The following is a 12,820-nucleotide window of genomic DNA, read 5'->3' on the forward strand; positions in this document are numbered from 1 at the left end:
GCTGTCCTGATGCAGTGGCGGGGTAGCGGCTTCGTCGTCCTGAGCTGGTGGTACCTCGTCGCCGGCCTGGCCGCCATCGGCGTGCTCGTCATGGGTTTCCTGGACGTCCGGTGGGGCGGGCGGCTCGTGGCCCTCGCGTTCCTCATCGGCGCCGTGATCCGGCTCGTGGCGCGTCCGTCGCGGCGCGCCGGCGGTCTCAACGTCCGCTCCCGGGCCTTCGACGTGCTGGTCCTGGTGCTCTTCGGGATCGGGGCGCTGGTCGCCTCGGCCACGGTCAACCTGAACCCCGACGACCCGGGCCGCCTGCCGCCGGGCCGGACGGCGAGCCGCTGACGAGCCGCTGACGAGCCGCTGGCGACCCGCGGGAGGTCGCGGAGGGTGGCACACGGCATACGCGTCCACCCGGCATACGTGAAGGGCGCCGCCCACCAAGAGGTGGACGGCGCCCTTCGGCGTGCGTGGGGCGACTCAGATGAGGCCCAGGCCCTTGACGGCGTCGCGCTCCTCGGCGAGCTCGGCGACCGACTTGTCGATCTTGCCGCGGGAGAAGTCGTCGATGTCGAGGCCCTGGACGATGCTCCACTGACCGTCCTTGACGGTGACGGGGAAGGAGGAGATGAGCCCCTCCTCGACGCCGTAGGAGCCGTCGGAGCGGACGGCCATGGAGACCCAGTCGCCCTCGGCCGTGCCCTGCACCCAGGTGCGGGCGTGGTCGATGGTGGCGGAGGCGGCCGACGCTGCGGAGCTCGCGCCGCGGGCCTCGATGATGGCGGCGCCGCGCTTGGCGACGGTCGGGATGAAGGTGTTCTCGAGCCAGTCCTGGTCGCCGACGGCCTCGGCGGCGTTGCGGCCGCCGACCTCGGCGTGGAAGAGGTCGGGGTACTGGGTGGCGGAGTGGTTGCCCCAGATGGTCATCTTCTTGATCTCGGTGACCGGGACGCCGAGCTTGGCGGCGAGCTGGCTGATCGCGCGGTTGTGGTCCAGGCGCGTCAGGGCCGAGAAGCGCTCGGCCGGGATGTCGGGGGCGTTGCTCATGGCGATGAGGGCGTTGGTGTTGGCCGGGTTGCCGGTGACGGTGACCTTGATGTCGTCGGCCGCGACCTCGTTGAGGGCCTTGCCCTGCGGGGCGAAGATGCCGCCGTTGGCCTCGAGCAGGTCGCCGCGCTCCATGCCCGGGCCGCGGGGCCGGGCGCCGACGAGCAAGGCGAGGTTGACGCCGTCGAAGACCTTGGTGGCGTCGTCGCCGATCTGCACGCCGGCGAGGGTCGGGAAGGCGCAGTCGTCGAGCTCCATGACGACACCCTCGAGCGCCTTGAGCGCGGGGGTGATCTCGAGCAGGCGCAGCTCCACCGGGGTGTCCGGCCCGAGCAGGGCACCGCTCGCGATGCGGAACAGGAGGCTGTAGCCGATCTGGCCGGCGGCGCCGGTGACGGCGACCTTGACGGGGGTTGTGCTCACAGGAAAGCCCTTCACATCGGTGGGTCGCGGGATGCTCCGACGCTACCAGCGTGGTTCCGGGGCGGGCGGACGGGCTCCGGGCGTCCCCGGGGGCGCTCGGGGCTCAGCTGCCGATGGTCAGCACGAGCGAGCCGAGGGCGATGAGCCAGCTGACGAAGCTGCCGACGAGGAAGTACTCGGTGACGTCGTCGATGCCGGCGGGGCCGCCGTTGTAGGTGCCGCCGGCTGCCGCGGTTCCGCCGGCCGCGGGGTCGGCGCTGCGGGCGGCGGCCTGGATCTCGGGGAAGCGGAGCAGGCCCTTGGCGGCGATGACGAGGCCAGCGGCGCCGAACTCGCCGGCGAGGCCGAGGCCGAGGATGACGAGGCGCTCCATGGGACCGAGGAGGCGTCCGCCCTTGAGCCGGTCGGCCGGCTGGCGGGTGGTCGGGGGAGCGGGCCGGCCGGCGCTCGCGGCGGCAGCTGCAGCGGCCGCGTTGGCGTTGGTGAGGTCGGAGGGGCGCAGGGCGCCGATGGTGAGCAGGACGAGCCGGACGATGACGTTGGCCGTGGCGAGGTTGAAGAGCGCCAGGCCGGTGAGGAGCAGCACGCGGGTGGGCGAGAGGGGGCCGTGGCCCGGCAGGTCGGCCCAGCGCAGCCAGGTGGCGAGGGGCCCGTCGGGACGGGAGGCTGCGCCGGAGAAGCCGAGGAGCCCGAGGACGAGCACGGCGAAGACGCCGAGCGGGGCGAGGGCTCGGCGCCCGGTCATCTGCGTCTTGCGGGACAGCTCCGCCCATCCGGCGCCCGCTGCTGCGGCGAGGACGAGGGCGATCCAGTCGGCCCAGGTCCGCATGCCCGCCAGCAGCCCCAGGACCACGATCACGACCGGCGTCACCACGTGGCCCGCGAGCCGGCTCGGCGGCCTGCCGGTCGACCGGACGAGGTCGCCGATGCCGATGCCGATGAGGGCGATGGCGAGCCACGTCACGGCAGGTCCCCCAGGGTGGCCATGGCCTCGAGCGCGACGCCGATGCCGTCGCGCCGCACCCGCTGGGAGACCGCGGACGGGCTGATGCCGAGGCGGTCGGCGACGTCCTGCTGGGTCAGGCCGTGCATCAGTCCTCCCAGGATCTGGCGTGAGGTGGTCGACATGGAGCCAACCATGAAGTCCAGACAGTCCAGGGCCGCGCGCACCGTTGCCACGGTGGGGGCCGGCTCGTCGGGGGCCACGTATGCCGTCCGCGACGTCCGCGTCTGCGCTCGCTGGGCGCGTGCCTCGGCCGTCTCGATCGCCTCGCGGGCAGCCCAGTAGGCCGGGCCGTCGTGGATGCCGCGGGCGGCGTCGAGCGTGGCGACCTCGCCCCGGCCGAGGCCGAAGCGGATGTCGGCGAGCGGATGGAGCTCCGCTCTGACGACGAAGCTGGCCCGCAGGGCAGCGCCTAGGCTTGGGTAGACGCCCTGGAACTCGTCGCCGACCGTGATGACGGCGGGTTCGTCGACGGGCACGTCGGCATTGGCCCTGGCGACGGCAGCCTGGAAGGCGTCGTGCAGGCGCTGTCGGTCGCGGTGGCGCCGGGACTCGACGATGTCACCGATGAGCGCCACTGGTGAAGCATCAATCTTCACATTATGCATGTGAAGACCATATCTTTAGCCCCGACCGGTGAAGGCCCATCCTTCAGAGCCGCCGATCTGGCAGGCGCCCGACGGCCATTTACTGGTGCGGCCGTTGCTCGCCGGTCAAGAAACCGCTGGGCGTCGGTCAAGGACTGTCCATCGTTTCGAGGATGTCCGGAACATTCCCCCTACCCCGTTATGCTGGGTTTCGCGCAGTTTGACCGAGCGATTCGTACCAAGTTCCGAATCCATAGGGGGCAGGTCGTCACAGTTGTCCTCCTAACGGCACCGCGCACTCGGGGCAGTCAGGGACACGGGGATGACAAAGTGACAGCACAGGCTCGCAGGGCTCGGTGGACGCGACTTGGGTGGGCGGCCGTCGATGCCGTCATCTGGGTCGGCATGCTCTTTGCCGCCCTTTGGATCCGGCTTGACTTCGCAATCGATGAGTCGTGGCTGCGAGGCACGGCGTACTTCTGCCTGGCGGCAATGGCTGGGCAGCTCCTGGTGGGCTACGTCGTCGGTCCCTACTCGATCGGTCACCAGCTGGCGTCGTTCGAGGAGATCGTGGAGCTAACCACGACCACCGCGGTGGTGGGGGCCGGACTCTTCCTCTGGGGCCTGATCGCCTCACCGGCGCTCCTGCCGCGCGGGGTGCCACTGACGGCCGCAGCGCTCGCTCTGTCCAGCATGTTCGCGTTGCGCTTCGTCGTGCGCACGGTGCGCTCCCACCGCGCTATGCAGACCGCGGGTGAGCGTCGGGCCATCATTCTTGGGGCGGGCGAGGCTGGGCGTCGTCTGCTGCGCAGCATGAAGTACGACGGGGCAGGGTCGTTCGTGCCTGTCGCCCTCCTTGACGATGACCCGTCCAAGCAGCGCCTGCGGCTTGAGGGACTACGCGTACGAGGCACACGCTCGGCCATCGGCAAGATGGCCGAGAAGTTCCAGGCGGACACGCTGGTCGTGGCGATGCCGAATGCAGAAGCAGCGACACTGCGCGATCTCGCCGCGCGAGCCGCCGACGCGGGTCTGGAGGTTGTCAGCCTGCCCCCGCTCAAGGAGATCATGGGCGGGCGACCGACCCCCCAGGACCTGCGCGACCTCGATGTCGCCGACCTGCTCGGGCGGCGCCCGGTTGAGCTCGATACGACCGCCATCGCCGAACAGATCTCGGGACGCCGTGTCCTTGTGACCGGCGCCGGCGGCTCGATCGGCTCCGAGTTGTGTCGTCAGATCGCGCGGTTCGGCCCGTCACGCCTCTTCATGCTCGACCGCGATGAGTCTGGGTTGCAGGCCACCGAGATGAGCCTCTCCGGACATGGCCTCTTGGACTCGGATGACATCATCCTCGCGGACATCCGCGACACCGAGGCGCTTGCGGCAGCGTTCGAGAAGGCACGCCCTGAGGTGGTCTTCCACGCCGCTGCGCTCAAGCACCTGCCCCTCCTCGAATCACACCCGCTCGAGGCTTGGAAGAGCAACGTCATAGGCACCCTCAACGTCCTGACGGCCGCCGAGGCGGTCGGGGTTTCCACCTTCGTCAATATCTCCACGGACAAGGCTGCGAACCCAACCTGCGTGCTGGGCTACAGCAAGCGGCTCGCGGAGCGCCTCACCGCCGACTTCGCCCGGAGAGCCCAGGGCCGCTACGTGTCCGTGCGATTCGGGAATGTCCTGGGCTCTCGCGGATCTGTGGTTCACGCTTTCACGGCGCAAATCGAGATGGGTGGACCCATCACGGTCACTCACCCTGACGTCCGGCGCTACTTCATGCTCATTCCTGAAGCCTGCCAGCTCGTTCTCGAGGCGGCATCCATCGGCACTGATGGAGAGGTGATGGTGCTCGAGATGGGAGAGCAGGTCAAGATTTTGGAGGTGGCACAGACGCTGATTCGAATAAGCGGGCGCCGTGACATCGACGTGGTCTTCACCGGTCTGCGGCCTGGAGAGAAACTAGGAGAAGAGCTCTTCTCGGTCAACGAAGGCCGCAGATCGACGGGCCATCCGCTGGTAGACAGCGTTGACGTGCCCCTGCTCGACGCAAGCGCCGTGCGCGCCCTGGGTTTCGAATCGCACCATCGCGCTGCGGAGTGGATGCGCCGCGGCGCTACCGTCCAGTCCCCCGTTGCCGAAGCCGTCGCATCGTGAATGCGGTTTGGGTTCCAGTCGTGGCGAGTGCCGCTTTGACCGCGGCATCGGCGCCATTCGTCAGGACCGCACTCTTGCGCTCAGGTCGGGTCGATATCCCCAACCATCGTTCCTCGCACACGGTGCCCACGCCCCGCGGCGGAGGCATCGCGTGTCTCGTCGGTGTTCTCGGCGGCACCTTGGGAGCCGCCGTCAGAGGCCTTCACGTACCCCTTTTCGTGCTGGCGGCATGCCTTCTGGTGGCGCTCGTGGGATTCCTCGACGACCGCTTCACATTGTCCGTCACACCCCGCCTTCTGGCTCAGATGTCGCTTGGCGTCCTGGCCGGCTGGGCCACCGGGATGCCCCTTCTAGGACTTGTCGGAGCGGTGCTGTTCCCCGTCGTCGTGAATGCGATCAATTTCATGGACGGCATCAACGGCATAACCGGAATGGTCACGTTCGCGTGGGGCACCACGGCGGCATTCCTGGGGCAGCGCGCCGGTGCTCATGACTTACGCCTTATCGGCCTGGTCACGGCGGGGGCCGCACTGGGATTCCTGCCGTTCAACGCACCATACGCCCGCCTGTTCCTGGGGGACGTTGGCAGCTACCTGTTTGGCTCCCTGTGCGCGGCCGGCATTCTGCTGGGTATCGCTAGAGGCGTTCCCGTCGCCCCGCTCGTCGCGCCGCTCGGACTCTACCTCGTCGACGTATTCTGGACTTTGGCCCGCAGACTGCGAGCACGCGAGTCGCTGACAACAGCTCACCGCGATCACATCTACCAGCGACTCGTCTCCCGCGGTCTTGAGCACATGCAAGTCTCTGCCATCGTGCTCCTGCTGTCGTGCGTGATCACCGCCTGTTGGGTCTTCCTGCCAGCGGGCAGCGCGTCAGCGTGCACGGCGGCAGCCATCTCAACTTATGTACTGCTCCCGCCCGTCACGAAGAGGCTCGTGTCATCAAGAATGTGAACCAACGAGTGCCCGCTTTGTCGAAGCCCGAACTGGAGTAGCCGAGTGAGGATCGCAGTTGTTGGCGCCAGCGGATTTGTGGGCTCGGCAGTCCTGAAGGCGCTCGGCGCTCAAGGTCACGATGTCGTCGCTGTGCCTGCACCGCGGCTGAAAACGACACAGTACGCGCCGCAAGACCACGAGGCCGTCGTCGACGAGCTGAGCGCAGGGCTCAATGGGCATGCGGCTGTCATCAATTGCGCCGGTGTGCCCGACGCATCGTCTCAGGATGCGGCGCTGCTGTTTGGGGCCAACGCGGTCGTGCCGGCTGTGTTGGCGCGAGCCGTCAGTCGACTGAGGCCCGCCCCCCGCCTGGTCCACGTCAGCAGTGCAGTCGTGCAGGGAAGGATGCCCGTGCTCGATGAGTCAATGCAGACCGACGCCTTTTCGGCATATGCCGCCTCCAAGGCCGAAGGAGAACGGCTCGCGCTCGCAGAGCTTCACGAGGGTCTAGTCATCTATCGTCCCCCGAGCGTCCACGCTGCGGACCGGAGAGTAACCCGAACCATCTCGAGGATCGCTCGATCGCCCTTGCGTTCGGTAGCGGGACCTGTCGGACGCCCGTCGCCTCAGGCCTTGCTCGACAACGTGGCGGCAGCCATCGCGTTCCTAGCCACGTGCCCAGGAACCCCTCCTGCCGTCGTGATACACCCTTGGGAGGGTGTGACGACGATGTCGCTTATGGAGTCGTTGGGCGGAAGCCGGCCTTACATGGTGCCGGAAAAGCTGGCACGCGTCGCTGTGCGGCTGTTGAGTCTGGCCGGCGCGCTGGTACCGCGACTAGCTCCGGACGCACGACGAGTCGAGATGCTGTGGTTCGGCCAGGGGCAAGCGCCAAGCTGGCTGACAGAAGGCGGCTGGGTGCCCCCCCATGGGTCACAGGCGTGGGTTGACCTAGGCCACGAGGTGAGCGCTACTTCGCATTGAAAGTTTGAAGGTTATCAATTTCGCGACTGAGCGAGCGGCAAACATCAGCAGACGCTGCCAGTTCCCCAATCGAGAGGTAGTGCCCGAACACGATGGCGCCTAAGCCTAAAGATCGACTTCTGTACTTCGTTGCCCTTGACTCGTACTTCGTTTCCCACCGCCTAACGTTGGCCTTGAGAGCGAAAGAACGTGGGTATGAGGTCCACGTGCTGACAAGCAATGGGAGGTACATCCAAGAAATTGAGAATGCGGGATTCAAGGTCCACACCCTCAAGGTCGACCGGGCTAGTCTTAATCCCCTAAGTGAACTGCGCGTGATCTTGAGCGTCGCAAGGGTCATTCGACAGGTGCGGCCGACCATTATCCACAATGTGGCCCTGAAGCCAGTCGTGTATGGGTCCATCGCCTCGATTTTCGGAGGACGCCCTCGCGTCATCAACCTCATCGCAGGTCTAGGTTCGGGCTTCGCTAAGCAAGGCAGAAGCGCGCACGCTTTGAGACTCGCCATCCTGGGCCTTCTGCGCGTAGCAGTCTCTGCTTCAGGCAGCCATGTTGTGGTTCAGAACGAGGATGATCTGGAGGAGCTCGTCAAGGGAAAGGTCGTGGCACCCAGGAACGCCTCATTGATTCGCGGCTCAGGCGTCGACACCGAGGCATTTCATCCGACGACTCGGCCCGACCGGGTACCGGTGGTCGTCCTGCCTTCTAGGCTCCTGCGCTCCAAAGGTGTCGAGGATTTCGTTGACTCGGCCAGACGTCTGCTCGCTCAGGGCGTGGTGGCACGTTTCGTTTTGGTTGGCACCCCCGACCCCAACAATCGCAACTCGGTCACTGCGGACCAGATTGCTGGTTGGGATGCCGAGGGTTCCGTGGAGATTTGGGGCTGGCGGAACGACATGCCCACGGTATTTGCCTCCGCAGATATTGTCTGCCTGCCCACTCGCTACCGAGAAGGAATCCCGAAGAGCCTCATCGACGCGGCCAGCTGCGGCCTGCCCCTTGTGGCCACGAATACGCCTGGCTGCCGTGACATCGTACGGCACGGCCTCAACGGATACACCGTAAATGTGGACGATGCCGATTCTCTCGATTCATCGCTCAAGAAACTAATCGCCGACCGGTCGATGCGATTGAGGATGGGAGCGGAGAGCAGAGCTCTTGTCGAGTCCGAATTCGCCGAAGAAATAGTGCTCGCGCAGACGTTGAGTCTCTACGAAAGCAGCCCCGCGGGGGCGGAAAGCAAGGTCCTCTCATGAGAGCTTTGGTCACCGGCGTTGCTGGCTTTATCGGCAGCCACCTTGCAGAGCACTTGCTTGATGCAGGGCACACCGTGATTGGAGTCGATTGCTTCACCGACTACTACGGAGAGGGCCTCAAGCGCGCCAACTTGCGTGCATCAGTCGACCATCCGAACTTCAGTTTCGTGGAAACAGATTTGGCGAAGAATCTGCCAGACGGTCTCTTTGATGGCATAGACAGCGCGTTTCATCTCGCAGGACAACCGGGCGTCCGCAGTTCTTGGGGAGACAACTTCCGCGAGTACACGTCCAACAACGTAGACGCAACACAGCGCTTGCTGGAGGCCGCCAGGTCTAGCGACATCCAAAGGTTCGTTTACTCCTCGTCCTCGTCTGTATACGGCAACGCGGACGTTTTCCCGACGCAGGTCAGTGCGCTACCAAAGCCCAAGAGTCCATATGGCGTCACCAAGCTGGCTGCCGAGCATCTTTGCGGAGTGTACGCCTCGAATTTCTCGGTGCCCACCGTGTCACTGCGGTACTTTACTGTGTTCGGGCCCAGGCAACGTCCCGATATGGCGTTCACACGCTTCTTCCGAGCCATTCTTGCCGAGCAGCCCGTTCCCCTTTACGGTAACGGAACCCAGATACGTGATTTCTCCTACGTCGAGGACGTTGTTCGAGCCAACGTGTTGGCAGCTACCTCAGATGTTCAGCCTGGCAGCGTTTATAACGTTGCCGGAGGGTCGAGCGTCAGTATGAACGATGTCATCGGGTGCATGCGAGATATCACCGGACAGCAAGTCGAAATTGATTACAGTGGGGTTGTGGATGGCGACGTATTCAGAACTGGAGGCGATACGACCTCCACGGCGGAGGATCTTGGTTGGGCTCCGCAGATCCCCCTGGAAGAAGGTCTCGACCGGCAATGGCAGTGGGTGCTCGCGAGTGACTCGCAGACCGACTGACCGGCACCCTGTGCTCATCGGCGGTTCATCTGTACCTTGTCTGAATAAGCAATGATGACTGACCTCGTCACTGTCACTCCCTATGGGCCAGCTGGAGCCAGTTCCAGGGTCAGGGTTTTTGATTGGATCAAGGCTCTCGATTTGCGCGCAGCGCGCTTCCAGTATTTGGGCCTGAGTCTCAATTCGCCGTCACGTCTTGTAAGGCGACCGTTAGGAGTCGTTTCAGCGGAAGCGAGGCTGCGCAGCCTTGAGAGGCAACTACACGGTCATACCGTCCTGATGTCCAAGATGGCGTCTCCGTTGTCGAACGGTTCCATTGAGCGGCGTCTGCTCGAAAAGGCGGGTCGGGGAGTATATGACTTTGATGACGCCCTTTTCCATGGGAATGCAGGTGGCCTGCGGCGTTTGGGCTCGAAACCACAGATGTGGGCAAAAGCAGTCGCTGCTGCCGACGTAGTAATTGCGGGAAACGACTATCTCGCATCGCACGCTATGGCGGTGACAAGCAAGTCAAAGGTGCACGTCATACCGAGTTGCATAGAGCCGAGTCATTACAGCGCCAAATCCAAATATGACGTCGGGGCAACGCCCGTAGCGATTTGGGTAGGTTCGCCGGGGACCGAGCCCTATCTGCAGACTGTCGCGCCGGCTTTACTGAAACTTAACAAGTCCATTGGGCTGCGCTTGGTAATCGTGAGCAGCGGGAATGCCGAGCTTGGACCCTTGCAGCCGATGGTGGACCGAGTGGAGTGGAGTCTCTCGCGGGTAGGTGCCGAAATGGTGAAGGCTGACGTGGGGATAATGCCCATGCTTGACGACCCCTGGACTCGCGGGAAATGCGGTTACAAGTTGCTCCAATATGCCGCGGCCGGTCTGCCGTGTGTGGGCAGCCCCGTCGGAGTGAATCGCCAGGTACTTTCAAATATTGGCGGACGTTCCGCTTCTCCGGCGCCCGAATGGGCTGAGCAGATACTTGACTTGATCGAAATGGGCCAACGTGAACGACGTTCGTTGGGCACGCGGATGTCGGCTGCAGTACGCCGACACTACAGTTACGAGGCGTGGGGTCCTGCGTGGAGGGAAGCTGTCCTAGGGCGGGGGTGAACTACTATGCCTTGGCCCGCTCACTCGTGGTGCAAGCCATACCGACACACACTGAAAGACTTGAGGCCCTGACGTGGGATGGCAAAGATGGAAACAGGTTCGAGGCAGTGCCATAGCGCACCTTCTCGTATCCCAGGCCTCGCCGCTCATCGGCAACGCGGTGGGCACCTTCGCTACCGCAGCTATCTTGGGGCCAAGTGACCGCGGGACTGTCGCAGCCTTTATTAGCGCCAGCACCCTTTTCGGCATCGCATTGAGCATGAGCCTCTTCATGGGCGCTTCTAGAGTCCAAATCCAGGCCGCGGTCGGGTTGCGCGCAGGTTACCAAATCCAAGTGGGCGTGTTAGTCGTGGCCGCTGGGCTGTTGTGCGTGGCGTGGGCACTATGGGTGGGTCCAGTCGATGCGACGTCGTTCACTCGAGTAGCTTTAGTTATGGCTGGCGCCTCACTCGTCTCAATCAATCTCCTGATTCTGCGCAGCGTTCAAGCACTTGGCGAGCACCGCGTTTTTCGAAACGCATGGATCGTTCAGTCGTTGGGCTACGCTGCTGTATCAGTTACGGTGGCCTTCATAACTCATTCCGCGACCTGGGTTGTCGTATGCTGGATGGCAGCCATGGCCCTTAGCACCGTCGTCGGTGTCCCCTCTTTTTATCGAATAATGGGGACGCTGACGCCGAGACGAGGCGATCTACGCGCTGTCCTTCAAGTGTCCGGCTACGCTCATGTGAGCGCAGTGGGCTTCCAGGCGCTGTATAGGCTTGACGTTATCCTGCTTTCCGTGTTCGCCAGTAGGTCGGCCTTGGGCGTGTACTCGGTGGCCGTAGCTGCTGTGGCTCTGGTCTGGAGCGTTGCCGAGGCCTTCGCCTTGAGAGTGTTTGCGTCTGACGGTACAGGCGATGCACACAGCCTTCGGGACCGTGACTGGCGCTTCATAAAACTGAATGCTTTGGTTAGTCTCATTGCAGGTGTCGTCCTCGGCATAGGTGTCACGTTCGCACTGCCGGCGATCCTGCCGGCGTACAATGGAGCCGTCGTGCTTATTTGGCTATTGCTGCCTGGCGTCATTGCGCAAGGACCCGCACGGGTCGCCTTGGCTTCCCTGCAGAGGATGGGGGGGGAGCGTTGGGCGGCGCTTCTAGGTCTTGTGGCCCTCGTTTCCTCGTCGCTCTACATACCGAGCGCGGCATCACAGTCGTCGGCACGCGTGGCCATGGTCTCGTCCTTGGTCTATGTGTTCTTGGCGGCTTTGACTTTGCTGATATGGAAGTCGTCCAACACGACCATGAGGCCAACCCGGCCTGTCGAAGTTTCGGAGATATAAAAGTGGTAGGTCCGGGAATTGTTTCCGTGGTTATCGTGGCATACAAATCCGCGGAGACCATAGAGGACTGTGTCCGTGCTTGTGCTACAGACCCAGCGGTGGCCGCCGTTGTCGTTGTGGACAACTCGAGCGACGAGATGACTAAGGCCATCGTTTCAAAGTTGGGCCGATCGAATCCCGCGGTGTCATATGTGGCGAATTCAAACGAGGGGTTCAGTAAGGGATGCAACTTGGGTGCCAGGCATGGCGCTGCGAAGGCTCCAGTACTCGCCTTCATAAATCCGGATGTGTTTATTTCAAAATCTTTGAGGCCGCTCGCCCAACGCGCGCTGCATGGTGGAATCGTGGGCGGAGACATAGTTCCTACGCTAAATTACCCGTGGCTCAGTTGCCGACCGCTACCCTCAAGAATTCGCGAGGCAGTCAAGGCTGTCGTCGGTCCCGCGGTCTACCGTCAGAAAGCTGGGGTGCGTGGCGACTGGCGGCGCGTCGGTCAACTGATGGGTGCCCTCCTTGTGATTAACGTCGAAGTGTTTAAGCGACTCGGGGGTTTTGATGAGAGGTTTGAACTCTATTATGAAGATGTGGATATTTGCGAACGCGCCTCGCAATATGGGGGTTGCACGCTACATACTGAGACCTATGGTCTGCATGTCGGAGGAGTGAGCTCGTCTGCGTCGTCGGGTAGGGCTTATGTAGCTGGTCGCATCAGCCGAATTCGGTATTGGCGAAAGAGGGGGGAGACGGGGACTGATGCTTACCTTGCACTCTTGGCCGTTATCGAGTTTGTGGCACGTAGCGTCGCGCGTAGAAGTGAAGGCCAGGGAGCTCGGCGTAGTGCTCTGAGTCTTCAGTTCGAAGAGTTGCGACGGCCGGGTTCCGTAACGGTCCTCAGGTGATGCATGGCCGAGGCGTTGATGGGATGCATGGTGTGCCGGTGGTAAACGTGTGTTTTCGCGGCGATGCGGGAAGCGAGTGGTGTCTTTGATGAGCTTTGAACGGCGTTCAGGGGGCGCTTCGATCTTTAGCAGTTCAAGGAAATCGGGGCGACCGCGGCGTTGTGATGGT

Annotated in this window: 12 protein-coding genes; 9 read left to right on the forward strand and 3 right to left on the reverse strand. The window is 63.6% G+C overall.

Annotation, left to right across the window (positions count from 1 at the left end; genetic code table 11):
* The first annotated feature begins 9 nt into the window (after positions 1 to 9).
* Entirely contained in the window at positions 10 to 333 is a 324-nt protein-coding gene (locus ABD241_RS01110; RefSeq protein WP_344057559.1) for a DUF3017 domain-containing protein, read from the forward strand.
* Positions 334 to 468: 135 nt separating this feature from the next.
* Here ABD241_RS01110 and ABD241_RS01115 read toward each other — a convergent pair whose 3' ends face one another.
* The 3 genes from ABD241_RS01115 to ABD241_RS01125 form a co-directional block, all read right to left on the reverse strand.
* Complete coding sequence (locus ABD241_RS01115) at positions 469 to 1,458, reverse strand: malate dehydrogenase (RefSeq protein ID WP_142220303.1); 990 nt, start codon at positions 1,456 to 1,458, stop codon at positions 469 to 471.
* A 103-nt stretch (positions 1,459 to 1,561) separates the two neighbouring features.
* On the reverse strand, positions 1,562 to 2,422 hold the full coding sequence (locus ABD241_RS01120) for a hypothetical protein (protein WP_344057562.1): 861 nt from the start codon (positions 2,420 to 2,422) through the stop codon (positions 1,562 to 1,564).
* Entirely contained in the window at positions 2,419 to 3,039 is a 621-nt protein-coding gene (locus tag ABD241_RS01125) for a SatD family protein (protein WP_344057564.1), read from the reverse strand. Before ABD241_RS01125 ends, ABD241_RS01120 begins: the two co-directional genes overlap by 4 nt.
* A gap of 414 nt (positions 3,040 to 3,453) precedes the next feature.
* Between ABD241_RS01125 and ABD241_RS01130 the strand changes: the two genes are divergently transcribed.
* From ABD241_RS01130 to ABD241_RS20640, 8 genes are all read left to right on the forward strand, one after another.
* A complete protein-coding gene (locus ABD241_RS01130) occupies positions 3,454 to 5,199 on the forward strand; it encodes a polysaccharide biosynthesis protein (protein WP_344057566.1) in 1,746 nt (581 codons plus the stop codon).
* Between the two features lie 218 nt (positions 5,200 to 5,417).
* Positions 5,418 to 6,152: an MraY family glycosyltransferase gene (locus tag ABD241_RS01135; RefSeq protein WP_344057658.1), complete on the forward strand. Its 735-nt coding sequence runs from the start codon at positions 5,418 to 5,420 to the stop codon at positions 6,150 to 6,152.
* A gap of 45 nt (positions 6,153 to 6,197) precedes the next feature.
* Complete coding sequence (locus tag ABD241_RS20630; RefSeq protein ID WP_425580638.1) at positions 6,198 to 7,118, forward strand: NAD-dependent epimerase/dehydratase family protein; 921 nt, start codon at positions 6,198 to 6,200, stop codon at positions 7,116 to 7,118.
* Positions 7,119 to 7,210: 92 nt separating this feature from the next.
* A complete protein-coding gene (locus ABD241_RS01140) occupies positions 7,211 to 8,374 on the forward strand; it encodes a glycosyltransferase family 4 protein (protein ID WP_344057568.1) in 1,164 nt (387 codons plus the stop codon).
* Positions 8,371 to 9,324 (forward strand): NAD-dependent epimerase/dehydratase family protein, encoded by a 954-nt coding sequence (locus ABD241_RS01145; RefSeq protein ID WP_344057570.1) that lies wholly within the window; start codon positions 8,371 to 8,373, stop codon positions 9,322 to 9,324. The genes ABD241_RS01140 and ABD241_RS01145 overlap by 4 nt, the downstream gene beginning before the upstream one ends.
* Positions 9,325 to 9,816: 492 nt before the next feature.
* The gene (locus tag ABD241_RS20635) at positions 9,817 to 10,428 is read left to right on the forward strand and encodes a glycosyltransferase (protein ID WP_425580646.1); all 612 of its coding nucleotides are present in this window, start codon (positions 9,817 to 9,819) and stop codon (positions 10,426 to 10,428) included.
* A gap of 607 nt (positions 10,429 to 11,035) precedes the next feature.
* Positions 11,036 to 11,752, forward strand: a complete 717-nt coding sequence (locus tag ABD241_RS01150) for a polysaccharide biosynthesis protein (RefSeq protein ID WP_344057572.1) — start codon at positions 11,036 to 11,038, stop codon at positions 11,750 to 11,752.
* On the forward strand, positions 11,692 to 12,651 hold the full coding sequence (locus tag ABD241_RS20640) for a glycosyltransferase (RefSeq protein WP_425580639.1): 960 nt from the start codon (positions 11,692 to 11,694) through the stop codon (positions 12,649 to 12,651). Before ABD241_RS01150 ends, ABD241_RS20640 begins: the two co-directional genes overlap by 61 nt.
* The last annotated feature ends 169 nt before the right edge of the window (positions 12,652 to 12,820 follow it).

Source organism: Terrabacter lapilli (genome assembly GCF_039531305.1).
Lineage (GTDB): Bacteria > Actinomycetota > Actinomycetes > Actinomycetales > Dermatophilaceae > Terrabacter > Terrabacter lapilli.